Genomic DNA, 22,989 nt, shown 5'->3' on the forward strand with positions numbered 1-22,989 from the left:
TTAACCACTGTCATCCCAAGGAGGGCTATATCATGGCCACGACCGCAGTTACCGATGCGACCTTCGATAGCGAAGTTCGCCAATCCTCTCTCCCCGTCATTGTTGATTTTTGGGCAGAATGGTGTGGCCCTTGCCGCCAAATTGGCCCCGCTTTGGAAGAACTTTCGTCTGAGTTTGAGGGCAAGGTGAAAATCGTCAAAGTGAATGTTGATGAGAACCCATCCTCGCCGATGGAGCTGGGCGTGCGCGGCATCCCTGCATTGTTCATGTTCAAAGATGGCGAAGTGATTTCAAACAAGGTCGGCGCAGCGCCTAAAGCCGCGCTTCAGAAATGGATCGAAGACACGATCTAATTCACTTCTCAGATATGATCAAAAGGGCGCCCTGATGGGGCGCCCTTTTTCGTATGCCTCTGCCTGAAGGGAGGGAGGATCAGGCAGAGGTAGCGTTCTTTACTCAGCCTTTGGTGAAGTCAGGATAGGCTTCCATGCCCAGCTCTGCCACATCAAGGCCACGGATCTCGTCCTCCTCGGATGGGCGCAGACCCATGATGCCTTTGAGGATGATCCAGACGATCAGCGAGGTTACAAAGACGAAGGCACCGATTGCCGCGATACCGATGATCTGCGCGCCCCAGTTTCCTGTGTAGAAGGCAACGGCAAGTGTGCCCCAGATACCTGCTACAAGGTGAACAGGGATTGCACCCACGACATCGTCGATCTTCATTTTGTCGAGCATTGGCACCGCAAAGACCACAATGACACCACCCACAGCACCAGTCAGCAGAGCGCCGAACAAGGACGGAGCGAGAGGCTCGGCAGTGATCGACACCAGACCTGCGAGAGCGCCGTTAAGCACCATGGTCAAGTCAACCTTACCAAATAGAACCTGTGTCAGGATCAGGGCGGCAACGGCACCTGCTGCTGCGGCCATATTGGTGTTGGCGAAGATACGGCTTACATCCGCAACGTCACCCACAGTGCCCATGGCCAACTGCGAACCACCGTTAAAGCCAAACCAACCCAACCACAGGATGAATGTGCCGAGCGTGGCCAAGGCAAGGTTAGAACCAGGCATTGGGTTCGTCTTGCCGTCTTTGAACTTGCCCAAACGGGGGCCAAGGACGATAGCACCTGCTAGTGCGGCAAAGCCACCTGCTGCGTGCACAAGGGTCGAGCCTGCGAAGTCGGAGAACCCAAGTTCAGACAACCAGCCACCGCCCCACTGCCAAGATGCTTCAATCGGGTAGATGAAGCCAGTCAGCACGACAACGAAGACCAAAAACGGCCATAGTTTAATGCGCTCGGCCAATGTGCCCGAAACAATCGAAGCCGTCGTGGCGCAGAACATCAACTGAAAGAAGAAGTCGGAACCGACAGATGCGTAATCCAATGCGGTATCTTCGGGGGACACGCCGACAGGCTCAAGTGAGGTTGGCGCAAAGGCCCCAAGCCAACCGCCGATGCTCCAACCATCGCCTGGATACATCAGGTTAAAGCCAACCAACCAATACATGATCGCAGCCAAAGAAAAGAGCGCGATATTTTTGGTCAGCTGCATGGTGACATTCTTGGAACGCACCAGACCCGCTTCCAACATGGCGAAACCTGCCGCCATCCAGAACACGAGGAAACCACCCATCAAGAAAAGAAGGGTCGTCAAAATATAAGATGTGTGAAGCGCAGGTTCACCCGTAGCAACGGTGGCGTCCTGTGCAAGCCCCATCGAAGGCAGCGCGACCGAAGCGGCCACGGCGGCGATGGGAAAGAGGAATTTGGTATTCATTGAAATGATGTCCTTCTTGTCGAAAGAGCGCTCAAAGCGCATCGTCGCCTGTTTCGCCCGTGCGCACGCGCAACGAAGACGCAACGTCCAGAACGAAAATCTTGCCATCGCCGATTTTGTCGGTTTTGGCGGTTTTGTGGATGGTGTCGACCACCTGGTCAGCAAGACCATCAGCGACCACGATTTCCAGTTTGACTTTCGGCACGAAGTTCACGGCATATTCCGCGCCGCGATAGATTTCAGTATGACCAGATTGCGAGCCAAAGCCTTTGATCTCGGTCACCATCATGCCGCGCACGCCGATCGAAGTGAGCGCCTCGCGCACTTCTTCCAGCTTGAACGGTTTAATTGCTGCAATGATGAGTTTCACGTCATTTACCCCTTGCGGTTGATGCTGTCCCCTAAGGACGTCACGGCTCTCACAACACTGTGAGACGGGGGTGGCGACAATAAAACGGGCGGTTTCCAAGGGGCTGGAACGGGAAAAATGCAAAAATTTTGCGCAAATTTTGGTATCTGCCCAATTATTAATCACATGATTTATGACTTCTTTGGCCCCTCCCCCCTCCACAAGTGAGTCGAAAAGGCCTATTTTGTAGAAAATTGGCAGGTCAAAATGAGCAAACTCCCTTCAGGCAGACGGCCCCTCGTGGCCCCACGCCGCAATTCCGCTTCTGCATTACGCAGTGGGAGCGGTGCAGCTCGGCCTGCGCGGCGCAGTTCCAAGAAGAAGAAAAAACCAAGCGGCAATCATTCGCTGCTTGGGCGGTTTTTCCGTTGGATTGGGCGTATGGTGTTTGCCGTGGCGTGGCGTGGCGCGCTTTTCCTTGCGCTGATCCTATTTGGCTTCACCTTCTACTATTACAGCAAGCTGCCCCCCGTGTCCGACCTGTTAGACGCGCGCGCGCGCGGCTCCGTGACGATGTTGGATCGCTACGGCGAAGTTTTCGCATGGCGCGGCGAGCAATTTGGCGGCGCAATCACACGTGACACTGTCAGCCCTCACCTCTTGCATGCGGTTGTCGCAACCGAAGATCGCCGTTTTTACAATCATTTTGGCGTGAGCCCGCGCGGCATTTTGGGCGCAATGATCATTAATATGCGCGAGGGGCGCGGGCCCTTGCAGGGGCATGGTGGCTCAACCATCACGCAGCAGGTGGCCAAGCTGATGTGTTTGGGCACACCCTATGATCCAGAACTCTGGGACAGCGAAGCCGCCTATGAGGCGGATTGCCGCGAAACAACCATCGCCCGTAAACTGCAAGAAGTGCCCTTCGCCCTCGCAATGGAGTGGCGCTACAGCAAAGATGAAATCCTGAGCATCTATTTCAATCGCGCCTATCTGGGTGCGGGCACTCGGGGGTTTGAGGCGGCAGCGCAGCGGTATTTTGGAATATCCGCCGCCGAAGTTAACGCACCCCAAGCCGCAATGTTGGCAGGGCTTTTGGTGGCACCTTCCTATTTCGCGCCCACCCGCAACTTGGAGCGTGCGCAAGAGCGGGCCAATGTGATTTTGGGCCTCATGGCGCGCGAAGATTATTTGACGGCTTCTGGATTGTCCGCCGCGCGAGCCAACCCTGCCACGCTTTCGGATGCAGCCCGCGACAATATGGGGGGATATTTCGCCGATTGGATCATGTCCGAAGGGCCAAGCTTTCTGACACGCGACACCACAGAAGATGTGATCCTGCGCACCACCTTTGACCCCGCCATGCAGCGCGCCGCTGAAGACGCAATCAATGATGTCTTTACCAACCAAGTCCGCGAAGGATCAGAGGCGCAAGCCGCAATTGTTGTGATGAGCGCCGATGGGGCTGTGCGTGCCATGGTCGGGGGGCGCGATCTGCGGGGGGCAGGTTTGTTCAACCGCGCAACACAGGCACAGCGCCAGACAGGCTCGGCGTTCAAGCCCTTTGTCTACGCAACCGCGCTGGATTTGGGATGGCGTTTTGACGACCTTATTCTTGATGCGCCGCTGACATTGAACATTCCAGGCTCTGGCGCATGGTCACCTGAGAATTACTCGGGGGAATTTTATGGCGAGGTCACCCTGACCGAGGCGCTTCAAGCCTCGCTCAACACCGCTGCAGTGCGTTTGTCTGAACAGGTGGGCCGCGATTTGGTGCGGCAGGTGGCCAGTGAATTCGGCATAGACAGCGATTTGGCGGCTGGCCCTGCCTTGGCGCTTGGGGCTTCTGAATCAAGCCTCTTGGAAATGTCGGGCGCCTATGCAGGTATTTTGAATGGTGGCTCTGCGGTTACGCCTTATGGCTTGTTGGAATTGCGCCTCATGGGGGAGGACACTCCCTTAATGGGCCAAACAGGCGGTATTCGTGAGCGCGTGATCACGGATAATGCAGCGCGCCAATTGATCTATATGATGAACCAAGTGGTCGAAAATGGCACAGGGCAACGGGCCAATCTTGCCGATGTTGAAGTGGCGGGAAAGACGGGCACCACCAACTCAGCGCGGGATGCTTGGTTTATTGGCTTTACCTCCGATTATGTCGCAGGCGTTTGGATGGGTTATGACGATAACCGCCCTCTAACAGGTGTCACAGGCGGCGGATTACCCGCTGAGTTGTGGCGCCAAACAATGGAGCGTATCCAAGCAAATCAACCCGCCTCGCCTTTGCCAATGATTGACCCAATCGCCGAAGGCAGCCGCGGGCCAAGTCGTGTGTTGAGCACCAATGAGGGCACAGGCCAAGTCCTAGACGGCGCGGCTGATCTCGCAGAGCAAATTTTGATGCAGGTTTTGGGCGGACTTTTGGGGCGCGGCGACCAATAATCAGCTGGCGTTGAGCGCCGCAATGAGGGCGTCAATGCTGCCGCCATTGGCATCGAGAATCGAGCGCATTTCTTGGCCTTCGGTGCTGCGAAGGTCGATGCCTTCAATCAAGATATTAAAGATGCGCGGCTGCCCAGATCCATCAGACACAAGCCAAATTACCTCAACAGGTGATTGCCCCGCAAGACGCGCGCGGGAGCGCACTTCGAAAAAGCTGCGGATCGGACGCGCACCCGTCACTTCGATTGAGCCGCCCTCAAATTCATGGAAACGCGCGCCGTATTTACGGGCAAGGTACCCGCGCAAGGCCTGTGTGAACCCGCGCCGCTGCGCATCTGACGCACTGCGCCAATCCACCCCCAAGACAGTTTGGGCAATAATCGGCATATCCGCATAGCGATCCAAAATGCGCTCGAATTGTGCGGGCGAAGCCGCGGCACTGCCCGATGCAATGGCGTTTAAATCGGCGCTGACTGTCTGGATCAATGCAGCCGCATCGCCCTCGGTCATCGCGGCTTGCGCCATATGCGCTGTGAAAAGCGCAAAGGACGAGGCCGCAATCAAGGCTGTCAACACAGCACGGCGGTTTGGACGGTCAAACATAGCGCGGCCACCTTTCACTGTGCATAAGGATCCGCGTAGGGATCCAGATATGAATCAGCATGGGGGTCAGATGCGGATGCAGCCTCCCCCTCGCCACTCACGGTTTCCAAATCACCACTTGCGAAATCGTTCAACTCAAACCGTCTGTTCTGCAGATAAATTAGTCGTGACTGCGCATAGCTATCCGCGCTGTCATAAAGCACTGTATCAATTGGGCCGCGCAACGCGTAGCGCAAGCCAACAGTGTCAGCCACGCGCACCCGCCGCGCAGCAGACAGGGCATCATCACTGGGGCTGAGATGCCCCAAGGGATTAATAGCAAAGTCAACAATAAGCCCCGTTGCATCCCGTGTGGTTGACGGGCCGAACAAAGGCAATTCCAAATACGCCCCCTCGCCCGTGCCCCAAACATGGAGGGTCTCACCGAAATCGGCGGGTTGCCCCTCGATCCCCATTAGGGTTGCGACATCAAACAGACCGACCACGCCGATGGTCGAGTTGATCAAAAACCGCGCCCCATTGGTTGCCGCCTGATCAAAACGGGCCTGAAGAAGATTATTCACGAAATTCGAAGGCTCGCCCAAATTCGAGGCCATATTACCGATACCCGTGCGCACAGGCGCAGGGATAACCGTGCCATAGACCATCGAAACAGGGCGTAAAACAACCGTATCGACACCTTTGTTAACCGCGTGCATTCCGCGATTAACGGGTTCCAAAGGATCATTTGCGCTGCGGCTTGCTGCACCATCGCCCACGGTCGAGCAGCCTGCCAGAATGGCAAAAAGACCTGCGGCAAGCACAGCTCTTGCTCCCCGCTTTTGCGATGTAAAGGTCTTCACAGCCGCCACTTACCAAAATCCTATGAGTCGCATCATGAGGATAATAGATTAGTGCTGCCTGTTGACCAGCCCAAGGTCAGAAACAATATTTTTTAGATTTAATCACCAATGTGTGCCCATTTGGCCAAGTTATTTGCAGCTGCACTAAAATGCATCGCAATTGCCAATTGGCGGCGGCTGTGGCAGCGGTAGGGTCAAAGCAATGTTATCACAAGGGATACTGCAATGAGCCAAACCTACGAAGCCCGTCTTGCCGAACTGGGCGTGACCCTTCCAGACGCGCCCGCCCCTGCCGCCAATTATGTGCCATTCGTGCAATCGGGCAACATGGTCTATGTATCGGGCCAAATCTCGATGAAAGATGGCGCGCTGATTACCGGCAAATTGGGTGCCGATCTTGATGTGACCGAAGGCGCGGCTGCCGCCAAATGCTGCGCCATTGCCCTATTGGCCCAACTTAAGGCGGCCTGTGGCGGTGATCTTCAGCGTCTACGCCGCGTGGTGAAACTGACGGGGTTTGTAAACTCTACCCCAGATTTCACCGATCAGCCCAAAGTCGTAAATGGCGCCTCGGATTTTCTGGTTGAGGCCTTGGGGGATGCAGGGCGTCATGCCCGCTCTGCGGTTTCCGCTGCGGCTTTGCCGTTGAATGTGGCGGTTGAAATCGAAGCGATTTTCGAAATCTCCGCCTAAAGCGGACTCGTGCTGCGCGGGTCTGCCTTGACCCACGCGGGCCATGCGCCACATCTCATACTCTGACAACAGGGTCACAGCGCGCGCAATGAGCAACGACAATCTCACCATCGAAACGCATGATCGGATCAGCGCAATTGATGCCGAAGATTGGGATCGTTGCGCCTGCCCAGAAGCGCGCGATGGAGGCAGGCCCCTCGACCCTTTTACAACCCACAGATTTCTTGCGGCGCTTGAAGATAGCGGCTCCGTTGGGACGGGTACAGGATGGCAGCCGCTCTATCTCAGCGTCAAATCTGAGGGAAAAATCATCGCCTGCGCGCCGATCTATGCCAAGTCGCACAGCCAAGGCGAATATATCTTCGACCATGCCTTTGCCGATGCCTATATGCGGGCGGGTGGACGCTATTACCCCAAGCTGCAAATCGCCGTGCCTTTTACCCCCGCCACAGGTCGGAGATTGCTTGTCGCCCCAGAAGCAGAAGGTGTTGGGGATCGCGCGCTGATCACGGGTGCGCTTTCGGTGATGGAAGATCACCACCTATCTTCGCTTCATATCACCTTTTGCACCAAGGACGAGGTGGCCGCCCATGCCGATGCAACCCTCCTGCCACGCAAGACCCAGCAATTTCATTGGCACAATCAGGGCTATCAAACCTTCGATGATTTTCTTTCCGCGCTCTCCTCGCGCAAGCGTAAGAACATCCGCAAAGAACGGGCAGAAGCACAGAATTTTGGGGGCGAGATTGTGCTTTTGACGGGTGATCAGATCGAACCGCATCACTGGAATGCATTCTGGGAATTTTACCAAGACACGGGAGCGCGCAAATGGGGGCAGCCCTATCTAACACGGCGCTTTTTCGATATCGCCCATGAAACCCTGCGTGACGATATGCTGTTGGCCCTTGCCATGCGCGCGGGGCAGCCCGTGGCGGGGGCGCTGAATTTCATCGGACGCGAGACGCTTTATGGCCGCTATTGGGGCTGTGTCGAAGACCATCCCTGCCTTCATTTTGAGCTGTGCTATTATCAGGCGATTGACTGGGCAATTGCGCAAGGTCTGTCACGGGTCGAGGCGGGTGCACAGGGCGGGCATAAACTGGCGCGCGGATATCTGCCCGTTGAAACCTATTCGCTGCATGCGATGCGCGAGCCCAGTTTTTCGCGCGCTGTGGCGGAATATCTCAAGGCCGAGGCCCGCGCGATGGAGGAGGAGATCGAGATCCTCACCAGCTATGGCCCGTTTCGGAAAACAGCCGTGGAGGAACAGGAATGAGCATTGCAAAACTGACCCAAGCCGAGCGCGATAGTGATCTGGCTAGCCTTATAGAAAACGGATGGTCACTTGTGGATAACCGCGATGCAATCGCGAAAACCTATCAATTTTCCAATTTTATTGCCGCTTTCGGTTGGATGACCCGCGCTGCGCTACAGGCGGAGAAACTGGATCATCACCCCGAATGGTTCAACGTTTACAACCGTGTCGAAGTGGTTCTGTCCACCCATGATGCAGGCGGCCTGACAGGTTTGGATATCAAATTGGCCCGCGCCATGGATCGCCTTGCAAGCTGAACGCCCTGCCCAACGCGAGGCAGGGCGCGCTTGTCTTTTAGATCGCCGCCAAAAGGGCTTCGCCACCTGAGATTTCGCAGGTGCCAGGGCTTTCTTCGGGATGAAATACTTTCACGATGCCGTCTTCCGCATAAAGCGCATAACGTTTTGAGCGGTCGTAAAAGCCCACAGGTTCAGCAGTAAAATTCATACCGACTGATTTGGTAAATGTTGCTGCTGGATCAGCAAGCATTGTCAAACCTGCGGCCTTTGCCCCGGTTGTCTCTGCCCATGCTTTGACCACGAAAGGATCATTCACAGAGATGCAGATGATCTCGTCCACACCTTTTTTATCAAATTCTGCCTTAGTGCGAATAAAGCTCGGCACATGGGCAGAGGTACAGGTGCCAGTATATGCGCCAGGCAGACCGAAGATCACAACTTTTCGATCCACCAGTTTATCGGTCAAAGCGATAGTTTCAGGACCATTTCCACCAATTTGCAGAAGGGTTGCTGGTGGTAGTTTAGAGCCAACGGTGATCGACATTTTTTAGGCGTCCTTCGCTTGTAAAATTTCTACGTAACTTTATAGGGTGAAGTCAAAACAACGCCAGACCAAATCTGATGAAGGGCGCGTAAATGGCAGGGATTGCAATTATCGGGGCCGGGCAGGCAGGGGCGGCGCTTGCCGCGAAACTGCGCAGCGAAGGGTATGAGGGAGAAATTGCGCTCTTTGGCCGTGAGCGCGTGCCTCCGTATCAGCGTCCGCCGTTGTCAAAGGCCTATCTTTTGGGAGAAAGCCCAAAAGAGCGCCTCTTTCTTCGCCCTGAAACCTTCTACGCCGATCAGAACATCAGCCTGCATCTTGGCCAGACCATCACCAAAATTGATGCCGCAGCACAAAGCATCACCACTGCTGAGGGGGCGGTTTTCACCTATGACCAACTTGCCTTTACCACGGGTGCAGAACCCCGCCGCCTTAGTGCCGAACAAGGGGGCGGTTTGGGTAATGTCTTGACCATGCGCAGCATGGATGATGCCGATAGGCTTGCGCCCCTATTGGAGGACGGCAAACGCGCTGTGATTATCGGAGGCGGATATATCGGTTTAGAGGCCGCCGCCGTCTGCGCCAAGCGCGGGATGCAGGTTACCGTGATCGAGGCCGCCCCACGCATCTTGGGCCGTGTCGCTTGTGAAGAAACCGCCACCTATTTCCGCGATTTGCATGAGGGCAATGGTGTCACCATCCGCGAAGGCGTGGGACTTGATCGGCTCAGTGGCACCGATGTGGTGCAGGCGGTGCATCTCACCTCGGGCGAGACTTTGGCGGCGGATTTGGTTTTGGTTGGCATCGGGATCATACCTGAAACCCAACTGGCCGAAGCCGCAGGGGTTGCGCTGGATCGGGGGATCGCAACAGACGAGATGGGGGCAACCTCGCTTCCGCATATTTGGGCCGCTGGGGATTGCACAAGCCTACCCTATCGGGGGGAACGTATCCGCCTTGAATCGGTGCAAAACGCGATTGATCAGGCCGAGGCCGTGGCCTGTAACATGCTTGGGGCCGCAACACCTTATGTCCCAAAGCCTTGGTTCTGGTCGGATCAATATGACACGAAACTGCAAATTGCAGGATTGAACACGGGCTATGATCGCATTGTCATTCGCGACAATGGCGAGGGTGCGTGCTCGCATTGGTATTATCAGGGCGACACGCTCTTGGCGGTGGACGCGATGAATGACCCCCGCGCTTATATGGTGGGCAAGCGATTGATTGAAGCGGGCAAAAGCCCCGATTCAGCAGCCATTCAAGATACAAGCGGCGATATAAAATCGCTCCTGCGCTGATGCGGATTATTGGCGGGACATTGCGCGGCAAGAAATTGGCCGAGCTTGGCGCGGGTGATCTGGCCGCACATTTGCGACCGACCTCTGACCGCGTCCGCGAAAGCCTGTTCAATCTTTTGATCAACGGGGCGCGCGGAAATCTTGTGTCGGAGGCCCGCGTCCTTGATCTTTTTGCGGGGACGGGCGCCTTGGGGTTGGAGGCGCATAGTCGCGGTGCAAGCTATGTGCAATTTGTGGAAAATGGCGCAAAATCAAACGCCATTCTGCGCGAGAATGTCACTGCCTGCCGCGCCGAAGCGACCACCCACCTTCACCGAATGGATGCGCTGAAACTGGGGCGCGCGGCATTGCCCCCCTCGACCCTTATCTTCCTTGATCCGCCCTATGGAAAATCCATGGGTGAAGAAGCCCTTGCCGCAGCCCTGTCGGGCGGTTGGATCGCGCCCGAGGCCATTGTGGTTTGGGAGGAAAGCACCCCCCCTGTTTTGCCACCAGAATTCACCCTTCTTGATCAGCGCAGCTATGGTGGCACGCTGATTACCCTAGCCCAAAGAATTAAATCATGTCCCTCTCTGCTGCCCCTCATCTTGTGATTTTCGACTGCGATGGCGTCTTGGTGGATAGTGAGCCAATCACGAACCAAATCTTGGTCGACAATCTGGCGCGTTATGGTTTGCAGGTGTCCCTTGCCGATTGCATGACGCTTTTTGTGGGCGGCACGATGCGGGGGGTAGAGACCCGCGCGCGCGAATTGGGGGCTGACTTGCCCAAAAATTGGATTGATGAGATTTACGGCGATATTTACGCGCGCCTGCGCCAAGGCCTGCCATCCGTTCGCGGAATCGAAGCCGTGCTTGATCGGCTAGAGGCGGCAGATATTCCCTATTGTGTGGCCTCAAATGGCAGTGAGGAAAAGATGAAGATCACCCTTGGCGCAACGGGGCTTGCGCGCCGCTTTGAGGGCAATCGCTTTTCGGCCCATACGCTTGGCGTGGCCAAACCTGATCCGCGCTTGTTTTTGATTGCGGCTGAGAAAATGGGGGGCGATGCCGCCCATGCCGCAGTGATCGAAGACAGCCCCACAGGCGCAAAAGCGGCCGCGCGGGCGCATATTCCCTGCTTTGGCTATGCGGAACATGATGACGGCGCGCGCCTTGCTGCGGAAGGGGCCTATGTGTTCCACGATATGGCGGATTTGCCTGCGCTTTTGCGCTTGCCTTAACCTTGTGCCTTTGGCCCCGATATGGGACAGAAGGACCAAAGCAGCAAAAAATAATCAGGCATGAGCAGCGCAGAGGCCCTTTTATCCCGTGTATTCGGCTTCCAAAGTTTCCGCCTTGGACAGGCGGAGATTGTCGAGGCCGTGGCCAAAGGTGAAAACGTCCTTGCCATTATGCCGACAGGTGGGGGGAAATCCCTTTGCTTTCAGTTGCCCGCCTTGATGCGTGATGGCGTCACTTTGGTCATTTCGCCCCTGATTGCATTGATGCGAGACCAAGTGCGGGGCTTGCGCGAGGCAGGGATCAATGCAGGCGCGCTCACCTCAGGCAATACGGCCGAAGAAACCGATGCGGTCTGGGACAGTCTGTCCAAAGGCGAATTGAAACTTCTCTATATCGCGCCAGAACGCTTGGCCTCGGGCGGGATGGAGCGGGTTTTGGCAAAATCGAATGTCAGCTTGATTGCCGTGGATGAGGCCCATTGTGTCAGCCAGTGGGGCCATGACTTTCGGCCTGATTATCTGAAAATTGGCGCTCTCAGGCGCAGCCTTGATGTGCCGCTTGCTGCCTTCACCGCGACAGCGGATGCCGAAACCCGTGCCGAGATTGTGACGCGGCTCTTTGATGACCAAGCCCCCCAAACTTTTTTGCGCGGCTTTGACAGGCCAAATTTGAGCCTTGCCTTCGAGGTGAAAAATCAACCACGTCAACAAATCTTATCTTTTGCAGCAGCGCGCAAAGGACAGTCAGGCATTGTCTATAGCGGCACACGCGCAAAGACAGAAACCTTGGCACAAGCCATGCGCGAGGCGGGACACAATGCCTGCTTTTATCATGGCGGGATGGAGGCCGAAGATCGGCGCATCGTTGAAAGCCGCTTCGCCAATGAGGATGGTTTGGTTGTGGTTGCCACCATCGCCTTTGGAATGGGGGTCGATAAACCCGATATCCGTTGGGTGGCCCATGCCGATCTGCCCAAATCCATTGAAGGCTATTACCAAGAAATTGGGCGCGCAGGTCGCGATGGCGCACCTGCGGATACGCTCACACTTTACGGCCCCGATGATATCCGATTTCGCCGCACCCAAATTGACGAGGGGCTTGCCCCGCCAGACCGCAAAGCGGCAGATCACGCACGGCTGAACGCGCTTTTGGGTTTGGCTGAGGCTATTTCTTGCCGCAGGCAGGTCTTGCTGCGTTATTTTGGGGAAGATAGCGCGCCTTGCCAGAATTGCGATCTGTGCCAAACCCCGCCCGCGTTATTCGAAGCGGGCGAGGCCGTTCAAAAGGCGCTATCGGCAATTTTGCGCACAGGCGAAAGTTTCGGCGTTGGCCATCTAACCGATATTCTGGTCGGCAATCCCACCGAAAAAGTGCGCGAGCGGGGCCATGACAGTTTGCCCACATTTGGGGTCGGGCGCGAATTTGATACGCGGGGATGGTCAGCCGTTTTTCGGCAAATGATGGGCCATGATTTGGTGCGCCCTGACCCGACACGGATGGGCGCTTTGCGGATGACTGAGGCCGCGCGACCGATATTGCGCGGGGAACAGGGCATCACACTGCGCCGCGATACCGTGCAAAAAACAACGCGCCAACCACAGGTCAAAACACTCGTTTCCGAGGATGATGCGCCCCTATTATCTGCCCTCAAGGCCAAGCGCCGTGCATTGGCCGAGGCGGGCGGCGTGCCACCCTATGTCATTTTCACCGACAAAACCCTGATCGAAATGGCGCAAACGCGGCCCCAAGACCTTGACGCTATGGCACGCATCTCAGGCGTAGGCGCGGTTAAACTGGAACGCTATGGCACAGATTTTCTGGCCATCATTACAGGGGAAAGCAGCGCCAAGCTGCATCCTGCACGCCGCAAATTGGCGGGACAGGCAGGGGCTGATCTCTATGATCAATTGCTCGAGTGTCAGGCGGGGCTCTATTACGGGGCAGATAACACCGAAAAACCCTTAAGCTGCACCGCTGCGCAAATCGCGAAAATTGCGCAAATGCGTCCGCGAGATTCGCAGAGCCTGTCGCGGATTCTGGATGAAAAGCGTATCGCACGATTTGGTGACGCTTTTCTCGAAATTTTGCGCACGGGTGGATAATCACCGCACCTAAGCCTAAGTTAGGGTCAAGTTCTGGTTCAGGAGGTTTGATATGCTGGTCGTCATTTCCCCCGCAAAGCGTCTTGATTGGGCTGCGCAAGAGGCAGCCACAACCACACCTGCCTTTGCCGCGAACGCGCGCGAATTGGCGGCCGTGGCTAAGAAACTGAAACCCGCTGATCTGAAAAAGCTGATGTCCATCTCTGACGATTTGGCAAAGCTGAACCATGAGAGGTTCCAGAATTTTGAGGCCGAAACCGATCTGCGCCCCGCAATCTATGCTTTTGCAGGGGACACTTATACGGGACTAGAGGCGCAAAGCCTCTCTGACGATGGTTTGCGCTATGCCCAAGACCATTTGCGAATTTTATCGGGGCTTTATGGTGTTCTGCGCCCGCTGGACGCCATTGCGCCCTATCGCCTTGAGATGGGCAGCCGCATGAAAAACGCCAAAGGGGCCAACCTCTATGCCTATTGGGGCGATCGTTTGGCACAAGCCTTAAACGAGCAGGCACAAGCCACTGGCAGCACATATTTGGTTAACTGCGCCTCGGTCGAATATTTCGGCGCGGTGGATGAAAGCAGCCTCGCCCTGAAGGTCATCACCCCCGTTTTCATGGAGGACAAACCCGCAGGGCCAAAAATTGTGAGTTTTTTCGCGAAAAAAGCACGCGGTGCAATGGCACGGTTTATTGTTGAAAACCGCATCACCGACCCTGAAGGCCTCAAGGATTTTGATCTTGGCGGCTATAAATTCGCGCCAGAGCTCAGCACAGCAGAAAAGCCGACTTTCCTGCGGGATGAGGCCGCTGCAAAGGCGGCTTAATCGGCGGGTTTGTTCTTTTCGAAATCAGCCAATTGCGCGGCGCTCGCATCGGATTGATACTGCGCTTTCCAATCGTCGTAGGGCATTCCGTAAATTGCTTCGCGGGCCGTTTCTTTGTCGATGGAAAGACCCTGTTCCTCAGCCGCTTCTTGATACCACCGCGAGAGGCAATTGCGGCAGAACCCTGTCAGGTTCATCATATCAATATTCTGAACATCTTTGCGGCTATCAAGATGCGCCAACAGGCGGCGAAATGCGGCGGCTTCAAGTTCGGTGCGGGTATGCTGATCCATTCTGCCCTCTCCTTTATCTTACACTAAACTTGGGCATCCCGAAGGGCTTGGTCAAGCAAAGGGGCCAATCGCACGGCCCATGCTTTTTGATCCTCAGGGCGTTCAATCAAATCATTGCGCAATTCAATCAACACATGGGGTCGCCCTGTCTGTAGGCCATGGCGATCCATTGCATCCCCACCCAAGGCCCCTGAATAGGGTTGGTTATCACCCACACAAAGATCCGCTTCGCCACGCAATAGATCAAGCAGTGGCGCAGCCAAGCGCGTGTCTTGTGCATAGAGCACCCCAACTTGCCACGGGCGCAGGGCGCGACCGCGGAATTTCGGGGTAAAGGAATGCACCGCCAAAAGCACAGGATTGGGCCGCCCCGCAATCACTTGGGCCAAAGCGTTGTGATAGGGGCGGTGGAACTTCGCCAAGCGGCGCTCAACTTCAACTTCGTCCACATGGCGATTGGTCGGAATAATGGTTCCATCATACAGTTTCATCACCAAGGTCGGATCATCCTCGCCCCGATTGGGATCAATCACCAAACGTGAAAAAGTCGAGGCGACAACGGGCGCATCTATCAGCACACCCAAATGGCGCGCGACACCCAAAGCACCGACATCATAGGCGATATGGCGCGCCATATCTTCGGGCGCGATTTGAAGATCACCGCCGTTGACACAAGGCGGCACCGTATTGGACGCATGATCCACCGAAATTACCCAACGAGAGGGACGCATTTCCCCCTCGACTGTGACAGGCACAAAATCAGGATCCGATATTTGCAGGTTTGACTTAGCCATCGTCACGAAATGCTCACACTTGTTTGTCAGATTGGGGTTGAATATCAATCGAACTGACAAAGGGCTAGGTCATCAATTCGAATTGAAGATAGATTGCTCTTATTCGCGCTTCGTCTATAAGAGGCGCAAGATGTGAGCGCTAACATTCGCGCAAAGCAGAACCAAACCAAGAGAGCGGCCAGAGGGGAAGATCGGATGAAACGGATGCGGAATGTGAAAATTGTTGCGACATTGGGGCCTGCCTCCAGTGACGAAGCGACAATTGAGGCGCTGTTTGAAGCAGGCGCGGATGTGTTCCGCCTTAATATGAGTCATGGCACGCAGGACGACATCGCCGCCCGCCATGCGATCATTCGCCGTATCGAAGAAAAAACAGGCCGCCCCATAGCAATCTTGGCCGATTTGCAAGGGCCAAAACTACGCTGCGGCGTGTTTGAGGACGATGCCGCGCAAGATCTCGAAGAGGGGGCTGCCTTCCGTTTTGACCTCGACAAAACACCGGGCGATGCGACCCGCGTTTGTCTACCCCATCCAGAAATTTTCGAAGCCTTGGAAGTTGGCGCGCATCTTTTGGTCAATGATGGCAAGCTTAAACTGCGCGTCACCAAATGCGGCAAGGATTTTGCCGATTGTGTCGCGCTCAATGCAGGCACAATTTCGAACCGCAAGGGCGTGAACGTGCCTGATGTGGTGCTGCCTTTGGCGGCGCTTTCGGCAAAAGACCGCAGTGATCTGGAATTTGCTTGCGAATTGGGGGTGGATTGGTTGGCGCTGTCCTTTGTGCAGCGTGCCGCTGACGTTGAAGAGGCCCGTGGATTGGCGAAGGGCCGTGCGGCGATCTTGTCGAAAATTGAAAAGCCCGCGGCCGTGAAGGCGTTTGATGAAATCCTTGCCGCTTCAGATGGGATCATGGTGGCACGCGGGGATTTGGGCGTGGAATTGCCAGTGCAAAACGTGCCGCCCATCCAAAAACGTCTGGTGCGCAAATGCCGCTCTGCGGCCAAGCCGGTGATTGTGGCAACCCAGATGCTTGAATCCATGATCGAAAGCCCCGTGCCAACCCGCGCCGAAGTCTCGGATGTGGCAACCGCGATTTATGAGGGTGCGGATGCTGTCATGCTCAGCGCTGAATCAGCGGCGGGCCAATATCCGATTGAGGCCGTGCGCACGATGGACGCGGTCGCGCACGAAGTGGAAAGTGATCAGACCTATCGCGAAGTTATTGACGCGTCCCGCCGTGTGAACCGCGCCAGTGTTGCGGATGCAATCGTGGTGGCCGCGCGGGAAATCGCCGAAACCACCAACATCAAAGCGATTTGCTGCTTCACCCAATCAGGCACCACCGCCGCCCTTGTGGCGCGCGAGCGGCCTTGCGTGCCCGTGATTGGCCTGACGCCCGTCTTACGCGTGGCGCGGCGGATGTGTTTGACATGGGGAACAACCTGCGTGCTGACCGAAAAGGTCGAGCGGTTCAAAGGCGCCGTCATCAGCGCCGCGCGCGCCGCGCGTGAAGGTGGGTTTGCCGAGGCTACGGATCAGATTGTGGTGACCGCAGGCGTGCCGTTTAACGTGCAAGGCACAACAAATATTCTGCGGGTCGCCCCTTGTGATGAACGGCTGATTTATTCTGCCGATCCTGAGTAAATTTGAATGGCCCTTGCAAACCTACTTTTGGTGACGGGGACACTGTGTGCAGGGTTCGGCGCGGTTGCGGTGATCTCAGCTTGGGCAAATCGCAAACGAAAAGTCACCGCGGCGGGCGTTTTGGGGGCAGGGCTGGCGATGCTGATTGCGGTTTATACCCTCGGCGGCCTTCCCATCGGATGGGCGCCATTTGCAGCAAGTTTTGTTGAGGTGGCGGCACTTATACTCCGCTGAAGAGGGGTTGCGCTTTCACCGTTTTGGGGGTAAGCGGCGCTTTCCAACGGTGCGATCGGCCAAAAGTGGCATGCCGAATCGCGCTTGAACGTTGCCTAAGAAGGAGACGAAAATGCCCAAGATGAAGACGAAGTCGAGCGCCAAAAAGCGCTTCAAAATGACGGCGAGTGGCAAGGTCAAAGCTGGCCAAGCTGGCAAGCGCCACGGCATGATCAAGCGGACAACCAAGTTCATCCGCGACGCGCGCGGCACGACAACATTGTCGGCCCCTGACGCGAAGATCGTCAAAACCTACATGCCATACGCTCGTTAAGGAGGCGCTGAGATGTCCCGCACAAAAGGTGGTACCGTCACCCATCGCCGTCACAAGAAGGTTCTTGACGCGGCAAAAGGTTATTATGGCGCGCGTTCGCGCAACTTCCGCACTGCAACGCAGGCGGTCGATAAAGCCAACCAATACGCAACCCGCGACCGCAAGGCGCGTAAGCGTCAATTCCGCGCTTTGTGGATTCAGCGCATTAACGCTGCCGTGCGCAGCTTTGACGCCGATCTGAGCTATTCGCGCTTCATCAATGGCCTTGCAAAAGCAGGGATTGAAGTCGACCGCAAGGTTCTGGCTGATCTCGCTGTGCATGAGCCAGAAGCGTTTGGGGCGATTGTTGCACAGGCGAAAGCCGCGCTCTAATCTGCGCCAAAATTTGGTCAGTGAAGCCCCTGCCAACGATTTGGCGGGGGTTTTTCTTTGCTCAACACGCAGCCAAAAGCCGTTGCCCCTGTTGCAGGCCTTGCATTTGAGGGTTCTTGTGATAGCTCAAGCGGCAATTCTACGGAGACAAACCCATGACCGCATTTGATGACCTGCGCCACCTTTGGCTTGATCGCATTGCTCAGGCCTCAGACGAAGCCTCGCTTGAAGAGTTGCGTGTGGCTGCCCTTGGCAAAAAAGGTGAGATCAGCCTGAAGATGCGCGAGCTTGGGCAGATGAGCGCCGAAGAGCGTCAGGTTGCAGGCCCCGCGCTGAACGCGCTGAAGGATGAGGTCAACAGCGCGCTTGTGGCGAAGAAATCCGCGCTTGGCGATGCCGCACTAGATGAACGGCTCAAGGCAGAATGGCTAGATGTGACCCTGCCCGCCCGCCATCGCCGTCAGGGCAGCATCCACCCCGTGAGCCAAGTCACCGAAGAAGTCACCGCGATTTTCGCAGATATGGGCTTTGCCGTGGCAGAAGGTCCGCAGATTGAAACGGATTTCTACAATTTCGATTCGCTGAATATTCCAGGCCATCACCCTGCCCGCGCTGAGATGGACACATTCTACACCCACCGCGCCGAAGGGGATGACCGCCCGCCCCATGTGCTGCGCACGCATACAAGCCCCGTGCAAATTCGTTATATGGAGGCCAATGGCGCGCCTTGCCGCATCATTGCACCTGGTCGCGTCTATCGCGCCGATTACGACCAGACCCATACACCGATGTTCCATCAGGTCGAGGGCTTAGCAATTGATAAAGATATCTCCATGGCCAATCTGAAATGGGTTTTGGAGGAGTTCTTCTCGGCCTTCTTCGGCACGGCAGTCAAAACGCGCTTCCGCGCCTCGCATTTCCCCTTCACCGAACCCTCTGCCGAGGTGGACATCCAATGTTCATGGGAAGGCGGCACGGTCAAAGTGGGCGAAGGCAATGACTGGCTCGAGGTGTTGGGGTCAGGCATGGTGCATCCTAAGGTTCTGCAAGCAGGCGGGATTGACCCCAATGAATGGCAGGGCTTTGCCTTTGGCATCGGGATCGACCGCTTGGCAATGCTGAAATACGGCATCCCCGATCTGCGCGCGTTTTTCGACTCAGACCTGCGCTGGCTGCGCCATTATGGCTTTGCCGCCTTGGATATGCCGAATTTGCATCGGGGGTGAGGGGGATCAATCCCCACGCCCCGCCCGAATAGCGCCGAAGGCGCCGGGCGAGCGCCTGCCCGCCCCACCGGGCTGGCGCTATGGCACCGCCTTCGCGCGCTCAGGGGTCGCCCGATCTTGAAACGATAAAGTGCTGACCCCAAAACGGATCAGCGCCACCCCACGGGCAGGCGCGCGCCCTCATTCCACCCTTCCAATCACGCGCGCCGTGGTTTAATCGACATCCGACCGCTTAAACGGAGGCCCACGCCATGAAATTCACGCTGTCTTGGCTGAAAACCCATCTCGACACCACCGCTTCGGTTGAGGACATCGCCGATGCGCTGACCGATCTTGGGCTTGAGGTGGAAGGGGTCGAAAACCCCGCCGCGAAATTGGCAGGGTTTCGTCTGGGCCGCGTCACCCATGCCGAACAGCACCCAGATGCGGATCGTCTGCGCGTCTGCACTGTGGCCACCGATGAGGGGGACAAGCAAATTGTCTGCGGCGCGCCAAATGCGCGTGCGGGCATCACTGTGGTTGTCGCACGCCCTGGTGACTATGTGCCGGGCATTGATGTGACGCTTTCGGTTGGTAAAATCCGCGGGGTCGAAAGCCACGGGATGATGTGTTCCGAGCGGGAATTAGAGCTTTCGGACGAACATAACGGCATCATCGAATTGCCCTCAGGCGAGGTGGGTCAAAGCTTTGCGGATTGGTTGGCAGAGCATGATCCAGAAAAGATTGACCCTGTGATTGAAATTGCCATCACCCCGAACCGCCAAGATGCGCTTGGCGTGCGTGGCGTGGCGCGGGATTTGGCCGCGCGCGGTCTTGGCACGTTGAAACCCTATGAGGTCGCCCCCGTCAAAGGCAGTTACCCCTGCCCGATCTCCGTGACGATTGACACCGATACGCTTGATGGCGCGCCGCATTTCACAGGCCGCGTGATCCGTGGCGTAAAGAACGGGCCATCGCCCGCATGGTTGCAAGCGCAGCTCAAAGCCATCGGCCTGCGCCCCATCTCCGCCTTGGTCGATATCACCAATTTCTTCACCTATGACCAAAACCGACCCTTGCACGTTTTTGATGCCGATAAGGTCAAAGGCGGCTTGCGTGTTCATCGCGCCAAAGGTGGCGAAGAATTATTGGCCTTGGACGAGAAAACCTACCGCTTCGGCGCGGGCCATATGGTGATTTCCGATGACAATGGTCCCGAAAGCATCGCGGGCATCATGGGCGGTGAAGAAACGGGATGCACGGATGAAACCGTGAACGTGTTTCTTGAATCGGCTTGGTGGGATCCTGTGCAAATCGCCTATACAGGGCGTGATCTGAAAATCCATTCGGATGCGCGGTATCGCTTTGAGCGGGGGGTTGACCCTGAATTCACCCGTGACGGGCTTGAGGCGGCAACGCAGATGATTGTTGATCTCTGCGGCGGTGAAGCCTCAGATGTGGTTGAGGCGGGCGCGGCGTTGAAAACGGCGCGCAGCTACAGCTTGAACCCTGCGCGCGTGATCAGCCTTGTCGGTATGGACATCCCGCGCGAGGAACAGGTGCGCATCCTGACCGCGCTTGGTTTTTCGGCCAGCGGCAGTGGCGAGACACTTGAGGTTTGGGTGCCCTCGTGGCGGCGCGATGTTCAAGGTGAGGCGGATTTGGTGGAAGAAGTGGCGCGTGTCGCTTCGCTCACCAAACTGGCGCCTAAGCCCTTGCCCCGCCTCAGCACAGGCGTGACCCGCGCCGTCCTAACCCCAATGCAAAAACGTGAAGCCACAGGGCGGCGCACCCTTGCCGCTTTGGGGTATAATGAATGTGTCACCTATAGCTTTATTGATCAAAAATCTGCGGCGCTCTTTGGCGGCGGCACGGATGCGGTGCGTTTGGAAAATCCGATTTCTTCGGAAATGAGCCATATGCGTCCCGCGCTTTTGCCTGGCCTTTTGCAGGCAGCGGCCCGCAATCAGGCGCGCGGCATGACAGATTTGGCCTTGTTTGAAATGGGGGCCGCGTTCCATGGCGGGGAACCCGAAGAACAGCATACGCAGGCCGCTGGTCTTTTAATCGGTCAAACGGGCCCGCGTGATCCGCATGGGGCACGCCGCGCTGTGGATGTGTTTGATGCCAAAGCCGATGCTGAAGCCGCCCTTTCGGCCATGGGTGCGCCTGCGCGGATGCAAATCATGCGCAGCGATGATCCTTGGTGGCATCCCGGACGGCATGGGGTTCTGTGCCTTGGCCCTAAGAAAATCTTGGGCGTATTTGGTGAAATTCACCCCAAAATCTTGCGCGAGATGGATGTGAAAGGCCCTGCGATGGGGTTTGTTCTTTATCCAGCTGAAATTCCATTGCCCAAGAACGTTTCGGCCAGCCGTGGCGCCTTGGAAATCAGCGATCTACAACCCGTGGAGCGCGATTTCGCCTTTGTCACCGATGTCACGACCGCTGCTCTTGATCTGGTCAATGCGGCCCTTGGTGCAGATAAGGCTTTGATCACCGATGTTAGCGTCTTTGACGAATTCATCGGCGGCTCACTTGGGGAAGGGCGCAAGTCAATCGCGCTGACTGTGCGGATGCAGCCGCGCGACAAAACATTGACCGAGGACGAAATCGAAGCCACTGCCGCCAAAATCATTGAAAAAGTGGGTAAGGCGACAGGGGCAACCTTGCGCGGTTAATCTGCGCCCGTTTCGCTGCAATGGCGGCGAAAGGCGGATTTCAGCAAATCAAATTCTGCGCGCAGATCCCCCGCAATCTACGGATCACAGACCACAGAAAACCGATCTAACACCGCCCCTGTCTCGTGGCGGATGTCGACAATTTGCACCTGCGCCCCAATCAGATGTGCTGGCAGCTCAAGGCGCAATAGACAGGCTTGACCCGTGCCACGCGTGGCTGTTCCAATGGCAATGGCCTGCCCGTTCACAACAGCCTCAAAGCGCAATGCGTCCTCGGTCACATGGGCCACTGTGGCCTCATAAACCCCATCTTTAAGGCCCAACCCCGCAAGCGTCAGTTCCGTCATGCTTTGATCCCCTTACTCAAAGTTCGGCGCGCGGCATGCATACCACGAGAAAATCGCCCATCTGCAATAAGTTCATGCTGGGGCGCTCAAAAATCAGATCAATCCTGATTTTTTCGATCCGTTTGTCGTTTACTTTGGAATAGGCCATGTCGAATTCGGCACTGAGCCTGCCGTTGTGCCATTCCATTTTGCGCTCCATTTGCTCGGAATTCGGGCCATGGATCACATTGACCCGCGCATAAAGATCAATCGGGAAATCCATGCTGATATCGAGCGAAACTTGAAGAATATCCGACAGCTTAACGCTCGCCGCCCGCGCGCGGGGCACATCAAGGGCCATGGATAAAAACGATCCATCAAACCGAAAAACTTCTAAGGAAATGGCAAAAAGGGCGCTTGCGTGAGGATCATTGCGCGGCGTTTGGCGCAAAATAATCTCTGATTGCGTGCAATCATGAAAAATCTTGAGCCCCCCTATCAGATCAAAGGGGCTTTGCACCGCAACTGTGGTCGCGGGTTCAATCGTTTGAAACAAGGCATCAGGGCGATACCCCCAATGCGCAATTTCAGGCAAACCCTCTTGGCGGTCTTGTCCAATGGCGCGGCGGCGCAAATCCTGATCCGCCAATCGCGCCAAAGTCATCAAATCACCTGCATAGGCGATGGCCTCAGCGCGGCGCTTTTGCAAATCCGATAGGGACAGTTTGCCAAGCCGCGCTTTCAAAGCCGTAATATCGGCGTTGAATTTTATCCATCTGGCCTGCGAAAATGACGGCCTGCGCCAGAACCCCATCCGATTGCCCTCAAGCTTGGCCCGCCCCTCCCAGTCAGAGGGGGGCCTT

Annotated in this window: 25 protein-coding genes; 16 read left to right on the top strand and 9 right to left on the bottom strand. The window is 56.3% G+C overall.

The annotated features are described in order from the left end of the window. The first annotated feature begins 32 nt into the window (after window positions 1–32). A complete protein-coding gene (trxA, locus tag AAC636_RS00655; protein WP_340253718.1) occupies window positions 33–353 on the top strand; it encodes a thioredoxin in 321 nt (106 codons plus the stop codon). 103 nt (window positions 354–456) lie between these two features. Here the strand turns inward: trxA and AAC636_RS00660 are convergent, their stop codons facing one another. Together AAC636_RS00660 and AAC636_RS00665 are read right to left on the bottom strand one after the other, a co-directional pair. Continuing rightward, complete coding sequence (locus AAC636_RS00660; protein ID WP_340300007.1) at window positions 457–1,785, bottom strand: ammonium transporter; 1,329 nt, start codon at window positions 1,783–1,785, stop codon at window positions 457–459. A 31-nt stretch (window positions 1,786–1,816) separates the two neighbouring features. Then, complete coding sequence (locus tag AAC636_RS00665; RefSeq protein WP_317657167.1) at window positions 1,817–2,155, bottom strand: P-II family nitrogen regulator; 339 nt, start codon at window positions 2,153–2,155, stop codon at window positions 1,817–1,819. Between the two features lie 246 nt (window positions 2,156–2,401). Between AAC636_RS00665 and AAC636_RS00670 the strand changes: the two genes are divergently transcribed. Then, window positions 2,402–4,576 carry a transglycosylase domain-containing protein gene (locus tag AAC636_RS00670; protein WP_340300008.1) on the top strand — a complete coding sequence of 725 codons (2,175 nt, stop codon included), beginning with the start codon at window positions 2,402–2,404 and terminating at the stop codon, window positions 4,574–4,576. On the opposite strand, the gene AAC636_RS00675 is transcribed toward AAC636_RS00670, so the two are convergent. Further along, a complete protein-coding gene (locus AAC636_RS00675) occupies window positions 4,577–5,179 on the bottom strand; it encodes an MlaC/ttg2D family ABC transporter substrate-binding protein (RefSeq protein WP_340300009.1) in 603 nt (200 codons plus the stop codon). It lies immediately after the preceding gene. Window positions 5,180–5,193: 14 nt separating this feature from the next. Continuing rightward, a complete protein-coding gene (locus AAC636_RS00680; RefSeq protein WP_340300010.1) occupies window positions 5,194–6,030 on the bottom strand; it encodes an MlaA family lipoprotein in 837 nt (278 codons plus the stop codon). A 216-nt stretch (window positions 6,031–6,246) separates the two neighbouring features. On the opposite strand from AAC636_RS00680, the gene AAC636_RS00685 reads away from it, so the two are divergent. From AAC636_RS00685 to AAC636_RS00695, 3 genes are all read left to right on the top strand, one after another. Further along, a complete protein-coding gene (locus tag AAC636_RS00685) occupies window positions 6,247–6,714 on the top strand; it encodes a RidA family protein (protein WP_340300011.1) in 468 nt (155 codons plus the stop codon). An 88-nt stretch (window positions 6,715–6,802) separates the two neighbouring features. Next, complete coding sequence (locus tag AAC636_RS00690) at window positions 6,803–7,990, top strand: GNAT family N-acetyltransferase (protein ID WP_340300012.1); 1,188 nt, start codon at window positions 6,803–6,805, stop codon at window positions 7,988–7,990. Further along, window positions 7,987–8,286 (top strand): 4a-hydroxytetrahydrobiopterin dehydratase, encoded by a 300-nt coding sequence (locus tag AAC636_RS00695; protein WP_340262782.1) that lies wholly within the window; start codon window positions 7,987–7,989, stop codon window positions 8,284–8,286. The genes AAC636_RS00690 and AAC636_RS00695 overlap by 4 nt, the downstream gene beginning before the upstream one ends. A 37-nt stretch (window positions 8,287–8,323) precedes the next feature. On the opposite strand, the gene AAC636_RS00700 is transcribed toward AAC636_RS00695, so the two are convergent. Beyond that, window positions 8,324–8,812, bottom strand: coding sequence for a peroxiredoxin (locus AAC636_RS00700; RefSeq protein WP_340262779.1), 489 nt, complete (start codon window positions 8,810–8,812; stop codon window positions 8,324–8,326). Window positions 8,813–8,904: 92 nt separating this feature from the next. Here AAC636_RS00700 and AAC636_RS00705 point away from each other — a divergent pair, with 92 nt between their 5' ends. Genes AAC636_RS00705 through yaaA form a run of 5 tightly spaced genes read left to right on the top strand, consistent with a single transcriptional unit; the run spans window position 8,905 to window position 14,264 of the window. Then, complete coding sequence (locus AAC636_RS00705; protein WP_340300013.1) at window positions 8,905–10,113, top strand: NAD(P)/FAD-dependent oxidoreductase; 1,209 nt, start codon at window positions 8,905–8,907, stop codon at window positions 10,111–10,113. Further along, window positions 10,113–10,706, top strand: coding sequence for a 16S rRNA (guanine(966)-N(2))-methyltransferase RsmD (rsmD, locus tag AAC636_RS00710; RefSeq protein WP_340300014.1), 594 nt, complete (start codon window positions 10,113–10,115; stop codon window positions 10,704–10,706). The genes AAC636_RS00705 and rsmD overlap by 1 nt, the downstream gene beginning before the upstream one ends. Beyond that, on the top strand, window positions 10,676–11,335 hold the full coding sequence (locus AAC636_RS00715; RefSeq protein WP_340300015.1) for an HAD family hydrolase: 660 nt from the start codon (window positions 10,676–10,678) through the stop codon (window positions 11,333–11,335). The genes rsmD and AAC636_RS00715 overlap by 31 nt, the downstream gene beginning before the upstream one ends. Window positions 11,336–11,395: 60 nt before the next feature. Continuing rightward, window positions 11,396–13,438, top strand: a complete 2,043-nt coding sequence (gene recQ, locus AAC636_RS00720; RefSeq protein WP_340300016.1) for a DNA helicase RecQ — start codon at window positions 11,396–11,398, stop codon at window positions 13,436–13,438. Between the two features lie 52 nt (window positions 13,439–13,490). Next, window positions 13,491–14,264, top strand: coding sequence for a peroxide stress protein YaaA (gene yaaA / locus AAC636_RS00725; protein ID WP_340262768.1), 774 nt, complete (start codon window positions 13,491–13,493; stop codon window positions 14,262–14,264). Here the strand turns inward: yaaA and AAC636_RS00730 are convergent. Both AAC636_RS00730 and AAC636_RS00735 read right to left on the bottom strand, forming a co-directional pair. Continuing rightward, on the bottom strand, window positions 14,261–14,557 hold the full coding sequence (locus AAC636_RS00730; protein ID WP_340262765.1) for a DUF1244 domain-containing protein: 297 nt from the start codon (window positions 14,555–14,557) through the stop codon (window positions 14,261–14,263). The genes yaaA and AAC636_RS00730 overlap by 4 nt on opposite strands. Window positions 14,558–14,580: 23 nt before the next feature. Continuing rightward, window positions 14,581–15,351: an N-formylglutamate amidohydrolase gene (locus AAC636_RS00735; RefSeq protein WP_340300017.1), complete on the bottom strand. Its 771-nt coding sequence runs from the start codon at window positions 15,349–15,351 to the stop codon at window positions 14,581–14,583. Window positions 15,352–15,546: 195 nt separating this feature from the next. On the opposite strand from AAC636_RS00735, the gene pyk reads away from it, so the two are divergent. The 6 genes from pyk to pheT all read left to right on the top strand — a co-directional run bounded on the left by pyk (window position 15,547) and on the right by pheT (window position 21,800). Beyond that, entirely contained in the window at window positions 15,547–16,995 is a 1,449-nt protein-coding gene (pyk, locus tag AAC636_RS00740) for a pyruvate kinase (protein ID WP_340300018.1), read from the top strand. A 30-nt stretch (window positions 16,996–17,025) separates the two neighbouring features. Next, window positions 17,026–17,229: a hypothetical protein gene (locus AAC636_RS00745; protein ID WP_340300019.1), complete on the top strand. Its 204-nt coding sequence runs from the start codon at window positions 17,026–17,028 to the stop codon at window positions 17,227–17,229. A gap of 112 nt (window positions 17,230–17,341) precedes the next feature. Further along, entirely contained in the window at window positions 17,342–17,542 is a 201-nt protein-coding gene (rpmI, locus tag AAC636_RS00750) for a 50S ribosomal protein L35 (protein WP_317657150.1), read from the top strand. A 12-nt stretch (window positions 17,543–17,554) separates the two neighbouring features. Beyond that, window positions 17,555–17,914: a 50S ribosomal protein L20 gene (gene rplT / locus AAC636_RS00755; RefSeq protein WP_317657149.1), complete on the top strand. Its 360-nt coding sequence runs from the start codon at window positions 17,555–17,557 to the stop codon at window positions 17,912–17,914. Window positions 17,915–18,069: 155 nt separating this feature from the next. Beyond that, on the top strand, window positions 18,070–19,140 hold the full coding sequence (pheS, locus tag AAC636_RS00760; protein ID WP_340300020.1) for a phenylalanine--tRNA ligase subunit alpha: 1,071 nt from the start codon (window positions 18,070–18,072) through the stop codon (window positions 19,138–19,140). A gap of 251 nt (window positions 19,141–19,391) precedes the next feature. Further along, window positions 19,392–21,800, top strand: a complete 2,409-nt coding sequence (gene pheT / locus AAC636_RS00765) for a phenylalanine--tRNA ligase subunit beta (RefSeq protein WP_340300021.1) — start codon at window positions 19,392–19,394, stop codon at window positions 21,798–21,800. Window positions 21,801–21,877: 77 nt separating this feature from the next. Here pheT and AAC636_RS00770 read toward each other — a convergent pair whose 3' ends face one another. Beyond that, window positions 21,878–22,147, bottom strand: coding sequence for a hypothetical protein (locus AAC636_RS00770; protein WP_340300022.1), 270 nt, complete (start codon window positions 22,145–22,147; stop codon window positions 21,878–21,880). A 16-nt stretch (window positions 22,148–22,163) separates the two neighbouring features. Then, window positions 22,164–22,940, bottom strand: coding sequence for a DUF6478 family protein (locus AAC636_RS00775; RefSeq protein ID WP_340300023.1), 777 nt, complete (start codon window positions 22,938–22,940; stop codon window positions 22,164–22,166). Window positions 22,941–22,989: the final 49 nt, after the last annotated feature.

The organism is Roseobacter sp. HKCCD5988 (assembly GCF_037830355.1).
In the GTDB taxonomy this organism is placed as follows: Bacteria; Pseudomonadota; Alphaproteobacteria; order Rhodobacterales; family Rhodobacteraceae; genus M30B80.